Source organism: Streptosporangium sp. NPDC050284 (assembly GCF_044459525.1).
In the GTDB taxonomy this organism is placed as follows: domain Bacteria; phylum Actinomycetota; class Actinomycetes; order Streptosporangiales; family Streptosporangiaceae; genus Streptosporangium.
The window spans coordinates 379,657-399,724 of the sequence record NZ_JBITIZ010000005.1; the positions used below are offsets into that span (position 1 = coordinate 379,657).

At 69.8% G+C, this 20,068-nt stretch carries 19 protein-coding genes and 1 tRNA gene; 8 read left to right on the forward strand and 12 right to left on the reverse strand.

Annotation, left to right across the window (positions count from 1 at the left end; translation table 11 throughout):
- Nucleotides 1-24: 24 nt before the first annotated feature.
- The 3 genes from ACIBH4_RS15040 to ACIBH4_RS15050 all read right to left on the reverse strand — a co-directional run bounded on the left by ACIBH4_RS15040 (nt 25) and on the right by ACIBH4_RS15050 (nt 3,355).
- Nucleotides 25-474: a DUF779 domain-containing protein gene (locus tag ACIBH4_RS15040; RefSeq protein WP_362766222.1), complete on the reverse strand. Its 450-nt coding sequence runs from the start codon at nt 472-474 to the stop codon at nt 25-27.
- On the reverse strand, nt 474-1,991 hold the full coding sequence (gene adh / locus ACIBH4_RS15045; RefSeq protein WP_362514615.1) for an aldehyde dehydrogenase: 1,518 nt from the start codon (nt 1,989-1,991) through the stop codon (nt 474-476). Before adh ends, ACIBH4_RS15040 begins: the two co-directional genes overlap by 1 nt.
- Before the next feature lie 98 nt (nt 1,992-2,089).
- A complete protein-coding gene (locus ACIBH4_RS15050; RefSeq protein WP_362514618.1) occupies nt 2,090-3,355 on the reverse strand; it encodes a GAF domain-containing protein in 1,266 nt (421 codons plus the stop codon).
- A gap of 143 nt (nt 3,356-3,498) precedes the next feature.
- On the opposite strand from ACIBH4_RS15050, the gene ACIBH4_RS15055 reads away from it, so the two are divergent.
- Both ACIBH4_RS15055 and ACIBH4_RS15060 read left to right on the forward strand, forming a co-directional pair.
- Nucleotides 3,499-3,720, forward strand: a complete 222-nt coding sequence (locus ACIBH4_RS15055) for a hypothetical protein (protein WP_350945322.1) — start codon at nt 3,499-3,501, stop codon at nt 3,718-3,720.
- 144 nt (nt 3,721-3,864) lie between these two features.
- Nucleotides 3,865-6,102 (forward strand): family 2 encapsulin nanocompartment cargo protein terpene cyclase, encoded by a 2,238-nt coding sequence (locus tag ACIBH4_RS15060; RefSeq protein WP_362514623.1) that lies wholly within the window; start codon nt 3,865-3,867, stop codon nt 6,100-6,102.
- Here the strand turns inward: ACIBH4_RS15060 and ACIBH4_RS15065 are convergent.
- From ACIBH4_RS15065 to ACIBH4_RS15080, 4 genes are all read right to left on the reverse strand, one after another.
- Nucleotides 6,073-7,329 carry a YihY/virulence factor BrkB family protein gene (locus ACIBH4_RS15065; RefSeq protein ID WP_362766225.1) on the reverse strand — a complete coding sequence of 419 codons (1,257 nt, stop codon included), beginning with the start codon at nt 7,327-7,329 and terminating at the stop codon, nt 6,073-6,075. The genes ACIBH4_RS15060 and ACIBH4_RS15065 overlap by 30 nt on opposite strands.
- Before the next feature lie 224 nt (nt 7,330-7,553).
- Nucleotides 7,554-8,171, reverse strand: coding sequence for a TetR/AcrR family transcriptional regulator (locus ACIBH4_RS15070; protein ID WP_362766228.1), 618 nt, complete (start codon nt 8,169-8,171; stop codon nt 7,554-7,556).
- Nucleotides 8,172-8,186: 15 nt separating this feature from the next.
- The gene (locus ACIBH4_RS15075) at nt 8,187-8,897 is read right to left on the reverse strand and encodes an ABC transporter ATP-binding protein (protein WP_362514638.1); all 711 of its coding nucleotides are present in this window, start codon (nt 8,895-8,897) and stop codon (nt 8,187-8,189) included.
- Nucleotides 8,894-10,021 carry an ABC transporter permease gene (locus tag ACIBH4_RS15080; RefSeq protein WP_362514643.1) on the reverse strand — a complete coding sequence of 376 codons (1,128 nt, stop codon included), beginning with the start codon at nt 10,019-10,021 and terminating at the stop codon, nt 8,894-8,896. Before ACIBH4_RS15080 ends, ACIBH4_RS15075 begins: the two co-directional genes overlap by 4 nt.
- A 174-nt stretch (nt 10,022-10,195) precedes the next feature.
- Here ACIBH4_RS15080 and ACIBH4_RS15085 point away from each other — a divergent pair, with 174 nt between their 5' ends.
- Complete coding sequence (locus ACIBH4_RS15085; RefSeq protein ID WP_362766231.1) at nt 10,196-10,660, forward strand: hypothetical protein; 465 nt, start codon at nt 10,196-10,198, stop codon at nt 10,658-10,660.
- A 27-nt stretch (nt 10,661-10,687) separates the two neighbouring features.
- Here the strand turns inward: ACIBH4_RS15085 and ACIBH4_RS15090 are convergent, their stop codons facing one another.
- Nucleotides 10,688-10,849, reverse strand: a complete 162-nt coding sequence (locus ACIBH4_RS15090) for a hypothetical protein (RefSeq protein WP_362766233.1) — start codon at nt 10,847-10,849, stop codon at nt 10,688-10,690.
- A gap of 186 nt (nt 10,850-11,035) precedes the next feature.
- Between ACIBH4_RS15090 and ACIBH4_RS15095 the strand changes: the two genes are divergently transcribed.
- A complete protein-coding gene (locus ACIBH4_RS15095; RefSeq protein ID WP_362766236.1) occupies nt 11,036-12,550 on the forward strand; it encodes a family 43 glycosylhydrolase in 1,515 nt (504 codons plus the stop codon).
- 231 nt (nt 12,551-12,781) lie between these two features.
- Here ACIBH4_RS15095 and ACIBH4_RS15100 read toward each other — a convergent pair whose 3' ends face one another.
- A complete protein-coding gene (locus tag ACIBH4_RS15100) occupies nt 12,782-13,093 on the reverse strand; it encodes a hypothetical protein (protein ID WP_362766239.1) in 312 nt (103 codons plus the stop codon).
- Nucleotides 13,094-13,548: 455 nt separating this feature from the next.
- Nucleotides 13,549-13,622 (reverse strand) — tRNA-Arg (locus tag ACIBH4_RS15105).
- Between the two features lie 356 nt (nt 13,623-13,978).
- Between ACIBH4_RS15105 and ACIBH4_RS15110 the strand changes: the two genes are divergently transcribed.
- From ACIBH4_RS15110 to ACIBH4_RS15125, 4 genes are all read left to right on the forward strand, one after another.
- Nucleotides 13,979-14,785, forward strand: a complete 807-nt coding sequence (locus tag ACIBH4_RS15110; protein ID WP_362514665.1) for an aminoglycoside phosphotransferase family protein — start codon at nt 13,979-13,981, stop codon at nt 14,783-14,785.
- Between the two features lie 49 nt (nt 14,786-14,834).
- Nucleotides 14,835-15,803, forward strand: a complete 969-nt coding sequence (locus ACIBH4_RS15115) for a cobalamin biosynthesis protein (protein WP_362514668.1) — start codon at nt 14,835-14,837, stop codon at nt 15,801-15,803.
- Nucleotides 15,800-17,323, forward strand: coding sequence for a cobyric acid synthase (locus ACIBH4_RS15120; RefSeq protein ID WP_362766242.1), 1,524 nt, complete (start codon nt 15,800-15,802; stop codon nt 17,321-17,323). The genes ACIBH4_RS15115 and ACIBH4_RS15120 overlap by 4 nt, the downstream gene beginning before the upstream one ends.
- Nucleotides 17,324-17,573: 250 nt before the next feature.
- Complete coding sequence (locus ACIBH4_RS15125; RefSeq protein WP_362514677.1) at nt 17,574-17,789, forward strand: SHOCT domain-containing protein; 216 nt, start codon at nt 17,574-17,576, stop codon at nt 17,787-17,789.
- Between the two features lie 164 nt (nt 17,790-17,953).
- On the opposite strand, the gene ACIBH4_RS15130 is transcribed toward ACIBH4_RS15125, so the two are convergent.
- Both ACIBH4_RS15130 and ACIBH4_RS15135 read right to left on the reverse strand, forming a co-directional pair.
- A complete protein-coding gene (locus ACIBH4_RS15130) occupies nt 17,954-18,988 on the reverse strand; it encodes a 1-acyl-sn-glycerol-3-phosphate acyltransferase (protein WP_362514682.1) in 1,035 nt (344 codons plus the stop codon).
- A gap of 204 nt (nt 18,989-19,192) precedes the next feature.
- Nucleotides 19,193-20,026: a patatin-like phospholipase family protein gene (locus ACIBH4_RS15135; protein WP_362514685.1), complete on the reverse strand. Its 834-nt coding sequence runs from the start codon at nt 20,024-20,026 to the stop codon at nt 19,193-19,195.
- Between the last annotated feature and the right edge of the window lie 42 nt (nt 20,027-20,068).

The following is a 20,068-nucleotide window of genomic DNA, read 5'->3' on the forward strand; positions in this document are numbered from 1 at the left end:
GTGCATCGTACTCCCGCTGTGACCCTATTTGATGTTGTATGTCCCCGTATCATCGTCGGCGCCGCTCGGCGGGGGAGGCTCCACCAGGATCCGCTCGGCCTCCTCGTCGGTGAACAGCCGGGAGCGGATGAGGAAACGCACCCCCTCGGGGGCCTCCAGGGAGAATCCGCTGCCGCGGCCGGGAACCACGTCCACCGTGAGATGGGTGTGCTGCCAGTAGGCGTACTGGGAGGCGCTGATCCAGAACGGGGTGTCCAGGGCCAGCACGCCCAGCAGCAGGTCCACGCCGCCGACCCGGAACTCGCCCCGGGGGTAGCACATGGGTGAGCTGCCGTCACAGCAACCGCCCGACTGGTGGAACATCAACGGGCCGTGTCGCCGGTGGAGCACGGTCAGCAGTTCCTCGGCGGCGGGGCTGAGCCGCACCCGCTCCACTCGGAGCGGGTGCGGCTCACCGGCGGGGCCGGTCGGCATCAGAAGAAGCCCAGTCTCTTGGGCGAGTAGCTGACCAGCATGTTCTTCGTCTGCTGGTAGTGGTCCAGCATCGCCCGGTGGTTCTCGCGGCCGATGCCCGACTGCTTGTAGCCGCCGAACGCGGCGTGCGCGGGATAGGCGTGGTAGCAGTTGGTCCACACCCGCCCGGCCTTGATCGCCCGGCCGAACCGGTAGGCGGCGTTCACGTCGCGGGTCCACACTCCGGCACCCAGGCCGTACAGGGTGTCGTTGGCGATCTTCAAAGCCTCGTCCTCCGAGTCGAAGGTCGTCACCGAGACGACCGGCCCGAAGATCTCCTCCTGGAAGACACGCATGTCGTTACTGCCCTTGAAGATCGTCGGCTCGATGTAGTAGCCGCCCTCCAGGCCGGGAACCGTGCGCGGGCCGCCGCCGGTGAGCAGCTCGGCCCCCTCCTTCAACCCGATGTCGATGTAGGACAGGATCTTCTCGTACTGGTCGTTGCTCGCCTGCGCGCCGATCATCGTGGCCGGGTCCAGCGGGTCGCCGCCGACGATCGCCTTGGTACGGTCGAGCGCCCTGCTCATGAACTCGTCGTAGATGGACGCGTGGATCAGGGCCCGCGAGGGACAGGTGCACACCTCGCCCTGGTTCAGGGCGAACATCACGAAACCCTCGACGGCCTTGTCCAGGAAGTCGTCGTCGGAGGCCGTGACGTCGGGAAGGAAGATGTTGGGGCTCTTACCGCCGAGCTCCAGCGTCACCGGGATGATGTTCTCCGAGGCGTACTGCATGATCAGCCGCCCGGTCGTGGTCTCGCCGGTGAAGGCCACCTTCGCCACGCGCGGGCTGGAGGCGAGAGGCCGGCCCGCCTCCGCGCCGAACCCGTTGACGACGTTGATCACACCGGGCGGGAGCAGATCGGCGATGAGCTCCATCACCAGCAGGATGCTGGCGGGAGTCTGCTCGGCGGGCTTGAGGACGACGCAGTTGCCCGCGGCCAGGGCGGGGGCGAGCTTCCACACCGCCATCAGGATGGGGAAGTTCCACGGGATGATCTGGCCCACCACACCCAGCGGCTCGTGGAAGTGGTAGGCGACGGTGTCCTCGTCCAGCTGGCTGATCCCGCCCTCCTGGGCGCGGATCACCCCGGCGAAGTAGCGGAAGTGGTCGACGGCGAGCGGCAGGTCCGCGGCGAGCGTCTCGCGTACCGGCTTGCCGTTCTCCCAGGTCTCGGCGACGGCGAGCCGCTCCAGGTTCTCCTCGATACGGTCGGCGATCCGGTTGAGGATGTTCGATCGTTCGGCGGGCGAGGTCCGGCCCCAGGAGTCGGCCGCGCGGTGGGCGGCGTCCAGCGCCAGGTCGACGTCGGCCGCGGTGGAGCGGGCCACGCTGGTGAAGGTCTGCCCGGTGACCGGGCTCGGATTGTCGAAGTACTCCCCGTTCACCGGGGGCACCCACTCGCCGCCGATGAAGTTGTCGTACCGGGAGGCGTAGGTGACGATGCTTCCTTCGGAACCGGGTGGTGTGTAGACCATGACTCCGCCTTCCTTCACATGGCTGTAACAGAGCCAACGATGGAGGGCCGAGGTTGGTGAAAGGTTGGCGCCCGGCCGATGCCGAAGGAGGGGCGAGGTCAGTCGCTCCGCGCCGTGCGATGGCGGGCGAGCGCCACGGCCCTGCGCGGGTCACCGGCCCCGAGGACCGCGAGGGTCCGCTCGTGTATCTCCAGGTCGTACGGGTGCAGCTCACCGAAGCGGAACACCGGTCCCGGACCGGGCCAGCGCAGCACCGCCTCACGCAGCGCGACCTCGATGTGCTCGCGCCAGGTCCTGATCCCCGGCGCGTCGGACCACGGCAGCAGGGGGCCGCCGTAGAGCCGCGCCGCCGTCTCCACCCGCCCGGCGCCCAGGGCGGCGAGCACCTCGGCGGCGTCGCAGTCCAGGGGCGCGGTCAGTTCGTACCGCCGGGTGGCCAGCGCGCCGGAGAGCGCCCGCCGCAGGTGGGAGACCTCCGCCTTGAGGGTGGTCGCGGCGACGTGCCGCTCGCCGTACAGCTCGTCCATCAGCCGCTCGGGGGACATCCCGGGGCCCTGCGGTCCCGAGAGAGCGAGCAGGGTGAGGATCTCCAGCTGGCGAGGGGGCAGCTTCAAGGGAACGCCGTCACGGGTCAGCTCGGCGCCGCCGAGGGCGCGCAGCCGCAGGCCGCTCTTCTTGTCGGTACCTCCGGTAAAGAAGCTCTGAACGGAGGGTCCGCTCGCGGACGGAGGGCTCATCCGTTCGGCCAGCCGGCTCTCGATGGCGCCGACCAGGGTGTGCAGCGCGGGCATGGCGAGGGGATGCGAGCGCTCCCAGGTGCTCGACAGGTCGAGCACGCCGAGAACCCGGCCGCCGGGGGACCGGATCGGAGCGCAGTAACAGACCCACCCGTGCAGGGCACGCACGAGGTGCTCGGCCGAGAACACCTGGGTCGGGCGTCCGGTGCGCAGCGCGAGGGAGAGGGCGTTGGTGCCCATGGCCTGCTCGTCCCAGCGCCCTCCTGGGGCGAAGTTCACCGCCTCGGCCCGCCGTCGCATGACCCGGCCGCCGCAGGTCCACATGATGGTGCCCGTCTCGTCGGTGACCGCCGCGATGAAACCGCCGTCCTCGGCGATCCCGCGCAGCTCGTCGGCGACCGTGGCCAGGGGCTCGCGCAGCGGTGAGGCTCTCCAGCGCTGAAGGGCCTCGCCCTCCTCGGGGGCGCTGTCCTGCTCGGGTCTCACCGTCGCGATGGACCGGCCCCAGGAGTCGACGATCTCCTCCCTGAGCCGCTCGCGGTCATGCGGACGCCCGCCCTGGACCCAGCGTGCCCACTCCAGCTCCAGGTTGGTGCGATGCCGGCGTAGCGCCTGGCTTCCTTCCATGCCTGCCTCAAACCCGTTGACGCCTACCGTGATGATGCCTCACCGTGCGCCAGGACGCACCCCTTCGGGACACGCGTTCACATCTCGGGCGGGCGTAAAAGGACCTGCGAATTGTCGGTGGGGCAGGGAAGGATGACCCCATCATGGTTATCACCCCCTCCCTTCCTTTCGCCGCCACGACCTCCCCGAGCGGGGACATCGTGGTCTTCTACGTCGGTGTCGAGCCCCGCATGACACCGGAGCAGGCGCTCGCGTTCGCCGACCGGCTCCGTGACCTCGCGACCGCCGTGTCGCGCCCGGGTCGCGAGGAGCACCGGTCGGCGGGCGCCGGATGTCCTGATCGTGCCATGGCCTATTCGGGGTAATCCCTTTCACTCTCCGTGGTCGTTGCGTAGCGTTCTGCCTGTCGTGGCTCCAGGGAAAAAGGGAGCCGCCTCATCGACTCGTCGTGCCCCTTGATGCCCAGGGCGCTCCCGGACGCGTTGATATCGGATACGGAAGGACAGAACATGCAACCCTTCGAGCTTCCTGACTTCTATCTGCCGTATCCGGCCAGGCTGAACCCCCACGTGGAGACCGCGCGAGAGCACACCAGGGCCTGGGCGTACGACATGGGCATCCTCGACCCCGACCTCGGCATCTGGGACGAGCGCAAGCTCGACGCCATGGACTACGGCCTGCTGTGCGCCTACACCCACCCCGACGCCCCCGCCCCCGAGCTCGACCTCATCACCGACTGGTACGTGTGGGTGTTCTTCTTCGACGACCACTTCCTGGAGACCTTCAAGCGCAGCGGTGACCTGGCGGGGGCGAAGGAATACCTCGACAGGCTGGCGGCCTTCATGCCGGTGCGTCCCACGGGGCCGCCCCCCGAGCCGGAGAACCCGGTGGAGCGCGGCCTGGCCGACCTGTGGGCCCGGACGATCCCGGCGATGTCCGCCGACTGGCGGGCACGCTTCGTCGAGAGCACGAAGAACCTGCTCGACGAGTCCCTGTGGGAGCTCGCCAACATCAACGCGGGACGCGTCGCCAACCCGATCGAGTACATCGAGATGCGGCGCAAGGTCGGCGGCGCCCCCTGGTCGGCGAACCTGGTCGAGCACGCCGCGGGCGCCGAGGTCCCGGCCGTCATCGCCGCGAGCAGGCCGATGCGCGTGCTGAGAGACACCTTCTCCGACGGGGTGCACCTGCGCAACGACCTCTTCTCCTACGAGCGGGAGGTCGGCGACGAGGGCGAGCTCAGCAACGGCGTCCTGGTCTTCGAGCGATTCCTGGGCTACGACACCCAGCGGGCCGCCGACGCGGTCAACGACCTGATCACCTCCCGGCTGCACCAGTTCGAGAACACCGCGCTCACCGAGCTGCCCCCGCTCTTCGAGGAGCACGGCCTGGACCTGAAGTCCCGCCTCGACGTCCTCGCGTACGTCAAAGGACTCCAGGACTGGCAGTCGGGCGGCCACGAGTGGCACATGCGCTCCAGCCGCTACATGAACGGGGCCTCACGTGCGGACCCGGTGGCCCCGGCCCTCCTCGGCGGGCCCACGGGCCTGGGCGTCTCGGCGGCGCGCATCCGGCTGGCGCCCGGCATCACGGGCCCGGGGGGCGTGCGAAGCCACACCCACGCCCCCCTCAGGAAAGTGGGACCGCTGCCACTGCCCGAGATCTACATGCCGTACACGGCCCGGATGAATCCCAACCTCGACAGCGCCCGCCGCAACACGGTGGAATGGGCGCGCGAGATGGGGATGTTCGAGCAGCTGCCCGGCTTTCCCGGGCTGGCGATCTGGACCGAGCACAAGCTCGACACCTACGACTTCGCCATCTGCGCGGGAGCCATCAACCCGGACGCCCCCGGCCCCGAGCTGGACATCTCGACCTTCTGGCTCACCTGGGGAACCTACGCCGACGACTACTTCCCGGTCGTGTTCGGGTCCCGCCGCGACATGGCGGGTGCGAAGGTGTTCAACGAGCGGCTGTCGGCGTTCATGCCGCTCGACCTCTCCGCCACCCCGCCTCCGGTCAACCCGATCGAGCGGGGCCTCGCCGACCTGTGGTTCCGTACGGCGGCTCCCATGACGGAGAGCGCGCGCGCCCAGTTTCGCCGGGCCGTCCAGGACATGACGGAGAGCTGGCTGTGGGAGCTGGCCAACCACATCCAGAACCGGGTCCCCGACCCGGTCGACTACATCGAGATGCGCCGCAGGACCTTCGGCTCCGACCTCACGATGAGCCTCTCGCGCCTGGCCCACGGCCAGGTGGTGCCGCCCGAGATCTACCGCACCCGGACGATGCGCGGGCTGGACGACTCGGCCGCCGACTACGCCTGCCTGGTCAACGACCTCTGCTCGTACCAGAAGGAGATCCAGTTCGAGGGCGAGCTGCACAACTGCGTGCTCGTCGTCCAGGACTTCCTGAACTGCGATCCGCCGAAGGCGGCCGACATCGTCAATGACCTGATGACGTCGAGGATGCGGCAGTTCGAGCACATCGTCGCCACCGAGCTCCCCGCCCTCTTCGACGACTTCGACCTCGAAGGGGAGGCGAGAGAGACGCTCGACGGATACGTGAGGGAGTTGCAGGACTGGATGGCGGGTGTGCTGCTGTGGCACATGAAGACCCGCCGCTACGACGAGGCCGAGCTGCACCACCCGCCCGCGACGACACGCCCTCTCGTCCTCTCCGGGCTGGGCACCGCGGCCGCGCGCGTCGGATCCCCGCTACGGGCGGTGCCGGCCTCGCTCTCCTGACGCGACAGGGGGTTCGGGGCCGGAGCCTTCCCACTGTCTCACCGGAGGTGCCGGCGGGCTCACCGGAGGTGCCGGCGGGCTCACCGGAGGTGCCGGCGGGCGAGGAGCGGCCGTCTGGGCTCGACGGCCTTCAGGAAGGTCTCGGCTGCTCCTCGCCAGGGAAGGCGCCCGTCGGGATCCGAAGTCGTACCTGCGGGGCACGGGTCGCGGCCGCGCCCACGCCTGCGGTTCCGTCTCCGGTTCTGCTCGCGGGTCCGTCTGTGCCGATGGCCCCGTCCTGATCTCGGGGATCGCCGGTGCGGTGACGACCTCGGTGCGAGGCTCGCCGACGGGTCGCCGCGTGGCCAGATCGAGGACCGTGCCGTGGCGGCTGGTCGCGGCGTGCGAGGCGGCGAACAGGATGAGCACGTTCACCAGCTTCAGGAAGAGCAACATGCCCACCGCACCCGCGACGACCTTGTACGCGGGATTCGCTGAACTGATGTTGAAATAGACCTGTCCGATCGTCTTCAGCAGCTCCAGGCCGATGGTGATGACGAGGGCCGGTCCGACGACCCGCCGTGGCGACAGGCGCAGCCGAGGGGGCAGCGTCAGTAACGCCGTCGAGAGCAGGAAGTTCACGCAGATGCCGAGCACGAAGGTGGTCGTGGACAGTGCCCAGCGCGCCGGTAGCGCCTCGACCCCGATCGTATGCTCGGCCAGCCAGATGACCGCGCTCTGGGTGCCGAAGGAGAGGGTGAGTGAGATCGAGAGCAGCAGCCCGAGCGCGACCATCACGGCCAGGTCGATCAGCCATCGCAGGAAGAAGCCGCCCGGATACTGCTCCAGGCCCCAGACCGCCCGTATGGAGGAGCGCATCGAGTCGATCCAGAACACGCCGGTCAGCGGAAGGCCGAAGAAGGCGATCAGCCCAGCCGTGTCCCGCGCGTCGCGCAGTGCCTGCACGTCCAGTCGCGGGAACGTGTCGCTCAGGTAGTCCTCCACCTGACCGAGCGCGGCGGGGGTGTCCAGCACATGACCCATGATCACGAAGGACAGCAGGGCGAGCGCGAAGGTGGCGTAGAACGCGTAGTAGGTCATTCCCGCGGACAGGCGGCCCGCGTCGGTGCGGTCGTAGTGGACGGCCGCCCGGACGAGATGGTCGAACCAACCGCACCGGTTCCGTACCGCGGTCCATGCCCCGACGAACCCGCTGGTCCACCGGCTCGCCCCGGAGGTGGCCTTCATGACTGGGCACCCTACCCTCAGGCGGGCGTTTCACCGCTGGTGAGTCGGGCGACGTCGCGATTCCTGTGACAGCGGAACGTCTTCACCGAGGAGGAGCCGCGGCGGCAGACGGAGAGGGGGCGCGAGCGCTTCGACGAGAAATGACCTCGTTAGCGGCCAACGCCGGCCGAGGTACGAAGGCGCCGGAAAACCCCTGGTCCCGCGCTCCTGCCCTGATCGGCCGGTCAGGTGTGGTCGCTCCTCTCCCGCGGACCGGCCGGTGCGGAGGAGGCGGTCAGGTAGGGGGCGAGGAGTTCCCGGGTCCGCGCGCGGATGTCGCGCTCGTCCGATCCGGACTCGATCATCTTGGAGGCCGCGTACACGACGGCGTTGATCAACTCGGCGGTCGTCTCCGGAGCGGGCGCGCCCATCTCGGCGAGCGCCCCGACGAGCGGGTCCAGCATCTGCCGGTGCATGATGCCGCTCTTCTCGTCCAGTTCTCTGCCGGGGGCGACGACGGTCAGGGCACGGGCGATGGCGTGCTCACCCTCGAAGACCAGGCACAGGTTCGTGTCCACGTAGGCCAGGACCCGCTCGCCGGGGGTGGGGGCGACGCGCATCGCCTCGGTGACGCGCTCGGACCAGCGGGGGAAGACGTCCTGGATCAGGGCGTCGAGCAGATCCTGCCGCGAACGGAAGTACTGGTAGACCGACGAGCGGGCGAGCCCGGCACGGGCCGCGACCTCGGCCAGGGCCGGGGCCTGCTCCGCCCCCTCGGCGAGGATGGCCCGGGTGGCGTCGAGGAGGGTCCGCAGCTGCGCGGCACGGTGCTCCGCGACCGTGGGAGCACTGATACGTGGCACGGACCCTCCTCGCTTTCAGCCGGACAGCCGCCCGTCGGTCATCTCCACGATCCGGTCGCAGTGCTCAAGCACGTCATGGTCGTGGGTGACCATCACGGTAGCAACCGCGGACTGCTTGGTCTCCTTGGCCAGCAGGGACACCACCTCGTGGCTGCGGGCCCGATCCAGCGCGGCCGTCGGCTCGTCGACCAGCAGCAGGGACGGGGACGCCATCAGGGCACGGGCGATACCGATTCGCTGGCGCTCGCCACCGGAGAGCTGGTGGGGACGCCGGTTGGCCTTGTGCCCCATGCCGACCTCCTCCAGCAGCTGCCGGGGATCACGGTGGTTCTCGCCGCCCCCCGTCAGATGTGTCACCAGACGCAGTTGGTCGAGCGCGATCAGCGCGGGCAGCAGGTTGCCACTCTGGAAGACGAACCCGATGTGGTCGCGGCGGTAGGCGGCCCGGCTCGCGGAGCTCATGGCGGCGATGTCGTGCCCGTCGATGGTGACGGTTCCCTCGTCGGGGGTGGTCAGCGCCCCGGCGACGGCGAGCAGGCTCGACTTCCCCGCTCCAGAGGGGCCGACGACGGCGACGAACTCGCCCGGTTCGACGCTCAGGTCGACGGCGTCGAGAGCCGTGACGGTGCTGTCGCCGTCCCCGAGACGCAGGGTCACCCCGGCGAGGACGAGCCCGCTTCCGGTCTCGGCGGCAGGACGGTCCTTGGCGCTCTTCGTGCGGGTCATCGTTGTCCTCCCAGGGCGGCCAGCGGGTCGACGGCGGCGATGCGGACAATGGCGGCGGCCGCGCCGAGCAGGCCGAGGACGACCAGCAGCACGCTCGCGAGGCCCACCGCGGGGGCTTCGAGAGTGAAGGGGATGCCGCCGCCGATGGCGCTGCCGAGGCCCACTCCGACCGCCACGCCGACGCCGGTGGAGGCCAGCAGGACGACGAAGGCCTGGAACAGGCCGTCGCGCAGCAGGTAGGGCTTGGAGGCCCCCATGGCCCGGAGCACGGCGAGCTCGTGCTTGCGCTGGATGGTCCACACGGTGAAGAACGCGCCGACAACGAGGGCCGAGATGGCGTACAGGAACACCTGGATGAGACTGAGTGTCGAGGTCTCGGCGGTGTAGCCGGGCGAGGCGCCGAACGACTCGGTCAGGGTGACGCTGGTGGTGCCCGCGGCGCCGTCTCCGGCCGCGAGGTTCAAGGTGGCGCCGCTCTCGGCCCGGATGGCGACGGCCGTCGCCTCGGTCATCGCCTCGGGGCGTACCTCGTCGTCGGGGCCGGCACCGGTGTGCAGCCGCTGCCAGGTGGCCAGCGGCAGGTAGGCGACGTCGACGTGACCGAAGGTGTGCTGGTCGGCCGTCGCGCCGATCACGGTCAGCTTGGTGCCGATCCGGTCGACGGTCACGACGTCCCCGACGCGCAGGCCGTCGTCCAGCGCGCTGGCCGACACGACGATCCCGTCCGCCGCTCCCAGCCCGGCGCCCTCGGCGACCTCGGGGGCGAGGAACGAGTCGGGGTTCACCCCGAACAGGGCGAGGTCGATCGGCAGGTCACGGTCGCTGCGGGTGTTCACCAGGAGGTTGCCGAAGGGCTCGGCCTCGGCGACGCCCGGCTGGGTCCTCCAGGTGTCGACCTGCTTGACGTCGACCACGCTGCGAGAGAACGCCGCGTCCAGCTTGGTGCCCTCGCCGAACGCGAACGCGGTCACCGGGAGGCGCTTCAGTCCGGAGACACCGTCGTTCACCAGGCCGGACGAGAGGCCTGACAGCAGCACCATGAGCACGGCGATGAGCGCGACCACACCTCCCATCAGGATGAAACGGGAACGCGCGAACCGTAGTTCGCGCATGGCAAGAAACATTTTTCCTCTCCTTTCTCGGTGGTCACACAGCTTCCCGACACAGTGTCGGCAACTATATCGACAGCGTGTCGGGAACATGTCGCGGGCAGTGAGAAGCGGTAGGGACGGCGCCGGGTCGGATCACTCCGAGGTGTGCGAAGCGGCTCGGCTGGTCGCGACGGTGCGGCAGCGCATATGTTTGGGGCGACCGTCGCCGACGAAAGCGCGGAGATCGTGGCAGAAGATGGCGTACCCCCTGTCCCCGGCACCGTGGCCACCGCCCGGATCGGTGTGGCTCTGGCCGTGGCGTCTGCGTTGAACTACCTCCTCTGGCTGGGCTGGGACCGGGAACGGGTTGTCGAGCCGGACGGGAGTCTCAGCGGCCCCTATGAGGCGTGGCAGGTGGTCGGCCTGGTGGCCGGCCTGGGAATCCTCGCCGTGCTGGCCGGCAGGCTCGGCCTCCCCAGGATCGGCACGCTCGGCGTCGCGGGTGTGATGTGGCTGTGCTGGTCGATCGACGCCGCGATGTCGGACGACGGCGGTCTGTGGGTCGTGGGCGCGGTGATGTTGCTGCCCGCCGTCCTGCTCGGTGTCGGTCTGGTCGCGTTCCTCGCGGCTTCCGGTAAAACCGCCGGTCGGAAGGCCCGGCCTGGGGAGTGACCCGCGCGCGGGACTCGCCGACCCCTCTCACCTGCGCGGTGGCGGTGGCCGGTTCTGCCGAGGGTGCGGGTCCGTCGGTGGTGCGATCGCCGCGTCCTTGTCGTAGGAGCGTCCTTGCGGAACGCGCTCCTTGAGGTCGCGACGGCCGGCGTCGATGACGGCGACCACCGTCCCGCTGCCTCCGAACAACCGGTGTGCCTGCTCGATCCGCGGCGTGCTCAGGTGCCAGAGGCGGCGGGAAATTGACGCTCGCTCTTGACGGCAGCAATGTTTGCGTTAACGCTTTGGGCGGAAACCTCCGCGAAATCCCCTCGTGACTTTCGCGGCTCGTCATCCGTTTCTTGTTAGCGTTAACATTTGTGAGGAGACGCGAGCATGCTGCGCATCACCCCCCGCGCGGCGGTCGATACCGTGACGATCCGGCGAGCGGGCAGCCGAAAGCTCCTGTGCCGCCCGTCGCGGTCGGCGGTGACGGCCGTCATGGTCGTGCTGAGCCTGATCGCCACCCTGCTGACCGCTCCCGCCGCCCATGCCGCACCGGCCGTCCAGTACACCAACCCCCTGGTCGCGCAACGAGCCGATCCCCACATTTTCCGGCACACCGACGGCTACTACTACTTCACCGCCACCGTCCCCGAGTACGACCGCATCGTGCTGCGCCGGGCCACCACCCTGCAGGGCCTGTCCAGCGCGCCGGAGACGGTGATCTGGCGCAAGCACACGAGCGGTGAGATGGGAGCGCACATCTGGGCGCCGGAGATCCACTTCATCAACGGCAAGTGGTACGTCTACTTCGCCGCCGGCCGCGCCGACGACGTCTGGCGGATCCGGATGTACGTCCTGGAGAGTAGTGCCGCCAACCCGCTGACCGGCAGCTGGACCGAACGCGGCCGGATCGTCACCCCCTGGGACACCTTCGCGCTGGACGCCTCGACGTTCGTCGCGGGCGGCGTCCGGTACCTGACCTGGGCGCAGCAGGAACCCGGCATCGCCACCAACTCGAACCTGTACATCGCCCGGATGGGAAGCAACCCGTGGACCATCACCGGGACGACGACCCGGTTGACCGTGCCGACCCTGGCCTGGGAGACGCGCGGATACAAGGTCGCCGAAGGGCCGTCGGTGATCCAGCGCAACGGCCGGATCTTCCTCACCTACTCCGCCAGCGCCACCGACGCCAACTACTGCCTCGGCATGCTGACCGCCTCGGCCTCGGCCGACCTGCTCAACGCCTCCTCCTGGACCAAGAGCCAGAATCCGGTGTTCGCCACCAACGCCGCAACCGGCCAGTACGGGCCGGGGCACAACTCCTTCACCGTCTCCGAGGACGGGCAGAGCGACATCCTCGTCTATCACGACCGCAACTACCGGGACATCTCCGGCGACCCGCTCAACGATCCCAACCGGCGTACCAGGCTCCAGAAGGTGCACTGGAAGGCCGACGGCACCCCCGACTTCGGCATCCCGGTGCCCGACGGGATCTCGCCGGTGCGGCTGAAGTCCTACGACCAGCCCGACCGTTTCGTCCGGCACTGGGAGTATCGGGCCAGGATCGACGCCAACGTCGCGCCCCTGGCCGACTCCCAGTTCAGGATCGTCCCCGGGCTGAACGGTGGGACGACGGTGTCGCTGGAGTCGACCAACTTCCCCGGCTACTACCTGCGGCACCGTAACCACCAGGCGTGGGTGGAGCGCAACGACGGCTCGGCGATCTTCCGCGCCGACGCCACCTTCACCCGCCGGGCCGGCCTGGCCGACGGTTCGGCGGTGTCGCTGGAGTCCGTCAACTTCCCCGGCTACTACCTGCGCCATCGCGACCTCCAGATGTGGGTGGAGCGCGACGACGGCTCGGCGACCTTCCGTGCCGGCGCCACCTTCACCCTGGAGTGACCCGCACCGTCATCAGCATCTGATCATCTAGGAGCCGACGGCCGGCATGGTCGACTCCGAGCACAACCTGTTCCTCGTGGCGGTTCTCTTTCGGCGCCGGTGCGCCGAGAACCTTCACCCGGGTAGGCGGCACCCACGGACGGCGAAGAGCTCCCATCACACCTCATCGTGATGGGAGCTCTTCACCGACGGCACCGCCGGCCACGCCCCGGCGGTGCCGCCATACCCGCGTCAGGAGAGCGGACGCACGTCCACGCCGTAGCCCAGGCGGTCGATCCACGATGGTCCGCAGCTCGCTGTGCTCCACTGACCGCTGTTGGTCGTCACCCATCCGCCGTCCCTACGGCCGTTGCTGCACTGGACCCACGCGCGGAACTCGTAGGCAGGACCGTTCGTCGCGCATCGGGCGGAAAACGAGTTCTGGCCGAAGGTGTAGTCACAGCCGTCGGCCCCTGCCGACGCCGGGCTCAGCGCACTCGACCCGACGGTAACGGCTCCCACCGCGAGCACGGTCGCGGCGAGGACACGCAGGGTTCTTCTCATACCCTCTCCTAAACACTGGTGACAGCTGGCCGTTCAACGTTCCGTACGCCCCGGTTCGCGCATTGCTCCGGGGATGTGCAACGGAGGGAGCTCTTAGGAAACTTTCCTAAATAAAAGATACGTCCGAGGCGGAGCGCGTCAACCCCGCGCGTACCGACAACCTCATCCGCCCAGCGGGCGTCTGTTGGGGCTCTCAACGCAGTGGGCACTCGACCGCTCGGGCGAGTGCTGCGAGGCGCCGGCGGCGGGAGTCGGTCGTGGTTCGCGAGTCGCTGAGCGCGAAGGTGGTGAGCGTTCAAGGAGAGGCAGGGCATGCTCACATCGGCGCCCCCGGCCGGTGGAAATACGGCGGTCTGGTCGAGGGCCGCGTGGCAGGTGCCCTCGGCGACAAGGATCGCGCAGGCCCCGGACAAGCAAAAGACCAGGTCAGCGCGTGGATGACCTGGTCTTGGCAGCGCACCCTGCAGGATTCGAACCTGCGACCGTCGGATTAGAAGTCCGGTGCTCTATCCAGCTGAGCTAAGGGTGCTCCCGCTTAATTGTGCATGATCCGGGGAGTGCTCATGTATCGGTTTCCTGGCTGTGTCGTGAGGATCACCCTGCGAACCCTCCGGATCCTGTAGGGAGCGTCGCGGATGCCGGGTGTGGGCGAGCGGTGGCCGTGACCTCTTCACCCGCGTGGTGGCCCGTCTCGAAGGTGCGCCCGGCTGGACCGGGGCGCGAGGCACGGCCTGTGATCGGGTAGGGGCGCGGGCTGTCGACCGGCTCCACGATGAGTCGCCGGGGGGCATCCGGTGAGAACGGCTTCCGGCTGTCCCGGCGTGTGAAGATCGGTCTGTCCGAATCGTTCTCCTGAGGAGACGGAGCGGTCTAGGCTCGTATGCCATGTTCGTCGCGACGGCCCAAGAGGAGATCCCCCTTCTGGGCGGTGATGTCACCGACGGGGTGGTGCGGGTCGGGGATACCGTCCGGCGGCCCTGCAGGGCCTCCACGGCTTCGGTGCACGCGCTCCTGCGTCATCTGGAGCGCTCCGGGTTCGAGGGGGCTCCCCGGGCGCTGGGGGTGGACGAGCGGGGCAGGGAGATCCTGAGCTATGTCGAGGGGGAGTCCGCGGCCAGGCCGTTGCCCCCGTACGCGCTCACCGAGGAGTCTCTGGCCGGGCTGGCGCGGCTGCTGCGCGCTTTCCACGACGCGGCCGAGGGGTTCGTCCCGCCGCGAGGGGCGGTCTGGGAGGCCGGGTCCAACGACGACGCGGCGCCGCGGCTGATCGGGCACTGCGACGTCAACCTCGACAACGTGATCTTCCGTGACGGGCTTCCCGCCGCGCTGATCGACTTCGACATGGCCCGGCCGACGACCCGGCTGTTCGACGTGGTGACCACGCTGCGGCACTGGGCGCCGATCGCCGACCCCCTCGACCTGGAGCCGCTCCAGCGTCGTCTCGACATCGGTCCCCGGCTACGCCTGTTCTGTGACGCGTACGGCCTGGAGCCCCGTGATCGTCGTCGGCTGCTGGATCTCGCCCGGCTCCGCTTCGACCGCTCCTACCAGGCGATGCGGGCCAAGGCCGAGGCGCAGGGCGGGAACGGCGGGTGGGCCCGGATGTGGGCCGGTGGGGCGGGGGAGCGCATCCGGCGGGCCTGCGTGTGGCTGGAGACCCACCAAGATGAACTCCATGAACACCTCATTTAGTCGACTGATCGCCAAAGTGGGACTAAAGAGACCTGGAGTTGCCGAAGGGGTGGGGATGCTCGCCGGGGTCGCGATCGACGCCGTGCTCGCCGATCCCCGGCGCGGGCATCCGGTCGCGCTGTTCGGCACCGCCGCCGCCGGGGTGGAGGGGCGGGTGTACGGCGACAGCCGGGCGAGAGGTGTGCTCCATGTGGCCCTGTGTGTCGTCCCGGTGGCGCTGCTCGGTCATGTCGCGACCCGGCCGCGCGACCCGGTGGTGCGGGCAGGGCTGAGCGCGGCTGCGACGTGGGCGGTCATCGGCGGTACGACGCTGGGCCGCGAGGGTACGGCGATGGCCGGATTCCTGGAGGACGGCGATCTCGCGGGGGCGCGGGGGAGGCTGCCGCACCTGTGCGGGCGCGACCCGTCGGGGCTCGGGGAGTCCGGGCTCGCCAGGGCCACCGTCGAGTCGATCGCGGAGAACACCTCGGACGCGGTGGTGGCGCCGCTGTTCTGGGGGGCGGTGGCCGGGGTGCCCGGCCTGCTCGCGTACCGGGCGGTCAACACGCTGGACGCGATGGTGGGGCACCGGAACGCGCGCTACCAGCGCTTCGGGTGGGCCGCCGCCCGCCTCGACGACGTCGCCAACTTCGTGCCCGCCCGGATCACCGGGCTGCTCGCCGCGCTCGGCGCCCCCCTGGTGGGCGGTTCGGCGCGGCGGGCGGCGGCGGTGCTGCGCAGGGACGGCCACCGCCATCCCAGTCCCAACGCGGGTCGCTGCGAGGCCGCCTTCGCGGGGGCGCTGGACCTCACCCTGGGAGGGGTGAACGTGTACGGCACCAGGGTGGAGCACCGGCCGGAGATGGGCGAGGGGTCCGCGCCCTCGGTCGCGGACATTCGCAGGTCGGTACGGCTGGCGCGGGCGGTCGGCCTGGCCGCGGCGGGGCTCGCCGTCCTGGCCGCCGTTCGGGGTTCATCCGGGCGAGGTTCACGCGGGCCAGGTTCAGGCGGGGCGGGCTCGTACGGGAGGAAGGGGTGAAGGGGGCGCTGCTGGTCGCGGGGACGACCTCTGACGCGGGCAAGAGCGTGGTCACCGCCGGGATCTGCCGCTGGCTGGCCAGGCAGGGGGTGAGGGTCGCGCCGTACAAGGCGCAGAACATGTCGCTCAACTCCTTCGTCACCGCCGACGGCGCCGAGATCGGCAGGGCCCAGGCGATGCAGGCGGCCGCGTGCGGGCTGGAACCCAGTGCCGACATGAACCCGATCCTGCTCAAGCCGGGCAGTGACCGGCGCAGCCAGGTCGTGGTGATGGGCAGGCCGATGGCCGAGGTCGACGCGATGGAGTACTGGGACGTCAAGGAGCGGCTCCGCCAGGTCGCGGTCGACGCGCTTGAGCGGCTGCGGGGCGCGTACGACGTGGTGGTCTGCGAGGGGGCGGGCAGCCCGGCGGAGATCAACCTGCGCAGGGGCGACATCGCGAACATGGGCCTGGCCCGCGCCGCGAACCTGCCGGTCATCGTGGTCGGCGACATCGACAGGGGCGGGGTCTTCGCCGCGCTGTACGGGACGGTCGCGCTGCTGGAGCCCGCCGACCAGGCGCTGGTCGCCGGGTTTGTGATCAACAAGTTCCGGGGGGCGCCCGAGATCCTCGAACCGGGGCTGGACATGATCAGGGAGCTGACCGGCCGCGAGGTGTACGGGGTGCTGCCCTGGCTGGACGGCCTCTGGATGGACGTCGAGGACTCCCTCGCCCTGGACAACCGGCCCACGCCCGGTACGTGTGCCCCGTACGGCGGGCAGACCCTGCGGGTGGCGGTGGTGCGGCTGCCGAGGATCTCCAACTTCACGGACGTGGACGCGCTGGCCTCCGAGCCCGGGGTGGTGGTCCGCTTCGTGACCTCCCCTGGCGAGTTGGAGGACACCGACCTGGTGGTGCTGCCGGGCTCCCGGGCCACGGTCTCCGACCTGGAGTGGCTCCGTGCCACCGGCCTGGCCGCCGCCCTGCCGGGACGGGCGGTGCTGGGCATCTGCGGTGGTTACCAGATGCTCGCCAGGACCATCCGCGACGACGTGGAGTCGGGGGCGGGCCTGGTCGAGGGGCTGGGGCTGCTGCCCGCGTCGGTGGAGTTCGCCGGGGACAAGACGCTGGGCCGTCCGGTCGGCGCCGCGTACGGCCACCCGGTCTCCGCGTACGAGATCCACCACGGCGTGGTGACGGCCGACGGTGGCGAGCCCTTCCTGGACGGCTGCCGTGACGGCTCGGTGTGGGGTACCACCTGGCACGGCGCCCTGGAGAACGACGGTTTCCGCCGGGCCTTCCTCGCCGACGTGGCCGCCGTCTGCGGCCGTGACTTCACCCCGGCGCCGGACGTGTCGTTCGCCGCGCTGAGGGAGGAGAGGCTGGACGCGCTCGGTGACCTGATCGAGCGGAACGTCGACACCGGTGCCCTGCTCCGGCTGCTGGAGGGCGGGGCTCCCGTGGGGCTGCCGTCGCTGCCGCCCGGCGGTGTCTCGCGTGAGGCCCCGGATTTCTCGGCGGGCGCTCCCTCCGCGGGGTGAGGCGCGCCGGAGGCGACCGGCGAAGCGACCAGAGCCGGGGGTTCCCTCCGTTGGGTGAGGCGCTGGTCTTTCCGTCGGCTGAGAACGGTGTCCGTTCCGGTGGGTTGGGAGGTGATTTCTTATCCGCGCTGCTTCCTTTGAGGGACGAAGGTGGATAAATCACTTCAGATGGCGGAAAGGGGGAAGGTCTCCTGCCGGGTAAACTCGATAGTCCCCGGCGAATCCAATGGGGAGGTAGGGGAGGCCGACGATGTTCCGCATCCTGGTGTTGCTCTTCGTCATCGCGGTGATCGTGGTGGTGATCCTCGGCGTGACCAGGACGGTCCGCGCCACCGCGGCAGGCGGGGCGAAACACGAGCCTGTCGCCGACAGCCCCCGCGAGATCCTCAAGCGCCGCTACGCGGCCGGTGAGATCGACGAGGACGAATACCTCCGCCGTATGTCGGGCCTCTCCCAGGACTGGTAGTCCCACCGGCGTCGCGAACCGATCCGCGGCCAGGTCGGCGTCGTGGCGACGTGGTCAGGCGGGCATGGCGAACCGGCGCCCTCGGCCCTGAGTCGCGAACCGAGGTGGCCGGACCCGCGTCACGAGCCGACGTGTTCGGACGCACATCGCGGCGCCGACGTGCGTCAGGTCGCGGGGGCGGGGGCCGGCTGGTTCTCGGTGATCCAGGCGTCGATCTCCTCCCAGTGCTCGAAGAGCCAGCGGATCTGCTCCTCGCGCTCGCGGGGCACGTCGGCGGCCTGGACCCGCCACCACTTGGCCTTGATCTGGGCGCTGAGCGGAAGACGGGTCCAGATGTCCCCGAAGGTGATCAGGTCGTCGAGACCGGTGTGCGCGACGAAGATCACGTCCGCCTCGGGGCAGGCCTCGATGGCGGCGATCGCCCCGTTGGGTCGGGGGGCCATCAGGTGCTCCAGCCTGCGGGCCCGCGCGGCCTCCTCGGTCAGGCCCTTCTGCTCCAGCCTCAGGATGGCCCGCCAGCGGCGCTTCGGGGTGAAGTTGCCACCCTCGGGGAAGATCACCAGGGCGTCGTCGGCGTCCATCCCGGCGGACAGGCGGCGGATCTCGCCGAGGATGCCGCTCTCGGCGGTCTTGCGGTGGACGAAGGCGTTGGGGAGACGGTTGATCACCACGTCCAGCGAGGGGACGAACTGCAGGGCCGCCTTCATCACGATCCTCGGGCGCCTGTGGTACCGGGCGAGAAGGTGGTGGACGAGCAGGAAGGAGTCGCCGGGACCCGCGTGGCGGGACAGGACGATGACGGGGCGGGTGAGGCGCCGGGAGGTCTCGTCGGAGGTCGGCGACGGCTCGTCGACCTCGACGGTAAGGCGGAAGATCCGCACCGCGGCCTCGTAGATCTTGGACAGGAACCACTGGATCAGCTGGTAGTGCTGCTCCTGGTACTCGTCACGGCTGAGCCTGCCGCCCAGGCCGTTCGTCACCCACAACCACAGACAGGCGCACAGCGCCATCGACTCCAGCGTCAGCCACGCCATCGCGAACCAGACCAGCCGGGTGCCGCGCCGCTGCGGGGGCGGCAGGCGCAGCGAGGCCGCGGTCACCACCAGCAGCCAGATCGGGAGCGTGAGCACCGCGAGGACGGTGAGCACGATGACGAGAGGTGCGAGGACCAGGCGGCGGATGATGCGAGGAGGCAGCACGAGCGGCTCCTGCCTGTGTGGATGTGCGGTGTGTAGGCGTGTGGGTGCCGGTGTGACTCAGACCGGTGTGACTCAGACCGGTGCGACTCAGACCGGCGTGACTCAGTTGGGCGCTGATGCGGACATGTCCCCGTGAGGTACCCAGATGTATACGTACAACGCGATGTGGTTCATATCCATGCCAGGGCGGACGGTTGACGTGGCTCAGGAGGGCGAGTGCCGGGCCAGGTAGTCGGCCGAGGCCCGGTACGCGCGATCGATGTATTTAGATATATGCGAAATATCCCGATATCGCAGCTGGGAGAAGTCCATTCCCGGCCGGGACTCGCCCCCCGAAGGCATCACGTGGACCTCGATGTCGTCCGGCAGGGTGGCCATCTCCTCGGTGAAGCGGTGTCGCCGGGCGATCTCGAAGGCGGTCATGCCGACCTCCCACGGGCGCCGCGGCACCGTCAGGGGACGCTCGATCCTGCCCACGTGCAGCACGTAGACGCGCCGGGCGCCGAGCGCGACGGCCCGGCCGACCGGGATGCTGTGCACCAGCCCGCCGTCGAGGTAGTGGCCCTCGCCGACGCGGACGGGCGGCAGCAGCCCTGGAACGGCGCAGGAGGCGAGGACCGCGTCGACGAGCGGCCCCTCGGTGAACCAGTGCGCGGCGGCGCGCTCGACGGAGGCGGCCACGCACTGGAACGACACGGGAAGGTCCTCGATGCGGGAGACCGGGAGCGTCCTGGCCAGCAGGTCGCGCAGCGGCTCGGAGGAGTGCAGGTGGGTGCCGCTTTTCGCGAGGGTGGACAGCCGGGTCACCCAGGACCCCGCGAACGCCGTACGGACGATGTCGGAACTCCACAGCGTGTTCAGACGCTCGACCGCGTCACCGGGGGAGGCGGCGAACACGACGCCGTTCAGCGCGCCCACGGACGTGCCGACGATCACGTTGGGCTTGATACCCGCCTCGTCGAGCGCACGCAGCATGCCCACCTCGTGAGCGCCGAGAACGCCCCCGCCACCCAGTACGAAGGCAGTGTCCAGGCTCATGGGCTCACAATATCCCCGCCCCGGAGCGCCGGGTTCCCGCCG

Bases quoted from the DNA above. Each gene is read 5' to 3' on its own strand.
- ACIBH4_RS15100 (WP_362766239.1), bottom strand. From the start codon at position 13,093: ATGAGAAGAACCCTGCGTGTCCTCGCCGCGACCGTGCTCGCGGTGGGA.
- ACIBH4_RS15125 (WP_362514677.1), top strand. From the start codon at position 17,574: ATGTTCCGCATCCTGGTGTTGCTCTTCGTCATCGCGGTGATCGTGGTG.
- ACIBH4_RS15075 (WP_362514638.1), bottom strand. From the start codon at position 8,897: ATGACCCGCACGAAGAGCGCCAAGGACCGTCCTGCCGCCGAGACCGGA.
- ACIBH4_RS15085 (WP_362766231.1), top strand. From the start codon at position 10,196: ATGTTTGGGGCGACCGTCGCCGACGAAAGCGCGGAGATCGTGGCAGAA.
- adh (WP_362514615.1), bottom strand. From the start codon at position 1,991: ATGGTCTACACACCACCCGGTTCCGAAGGAAGCATCGTCACCTACGCC.
- ACIBH4_RS15060 (WP_362514623.1), top strand. From the start codon at position 3,865: ATGCAACCCTTCGAGCTTCCTGACTTCTATCTGCCGTATCCGGCCAGG.
- ACIBH4_RS15065 (WP_362766225.1), bottom strand. From the start codon at position 7,329: ATGAAGGCCACCTCCGGGGCGAGCCGGTGGACCAGCGGGTTCGTCGGG.
- ACIBH4_RS15110 (WP_362514665.1), top strand. From the start codon at position 13,979: ATGTTCGTCGCGACGGCCCAAGAGGAGATCCCCCTTCTGGGCGGTGAT.
- ACIBH4_RS15050 (WP_362514618.1), bottom strand. From the start codon at position 3,355: ATGGAAGGAAGCCAGGCGCTACGCCGGCATCGCACCAACCTGGAGCTG.
- ACIBH4_RS15080 (WP_362514643.1), bottom strand. From the start codon at position 10,021: ATGTTTCTTGCCATGCGCGAACTACGGTTCGCGCGTTCCCGTTTCATC.
- ACIBH4_RS15095 (WP_362766236.1), top strand. From the start codon at position 11,036: ATGCTGCGCATCACCCCCCGCGCGGCGGTCGATACCGTGACGATCCGG.
- ACIBH4_RS15040 (WP_362766222.1), bottom strand. From the start codon at position 474: ATGCCGACCGGCCCCGCCGGTGAGCCGCACCCGCTCCGAGTGGAGCGG.
- ACIBH4_RS15135 (WP_362514685.1), bottom strand. From the start codon at position 20,026: ATGAGCCTGGACACTGCCTTCGTACTGGGTGGCGGGGGCGTTCTCGGC.
- ACIBH4_RS15055 (WP_350945322.1), top strand. From the start codon at position 3,499: ATGGTTATCACCCCCTCCCTTCCTTTCGCCGCCACGACCTCCCCGAGC.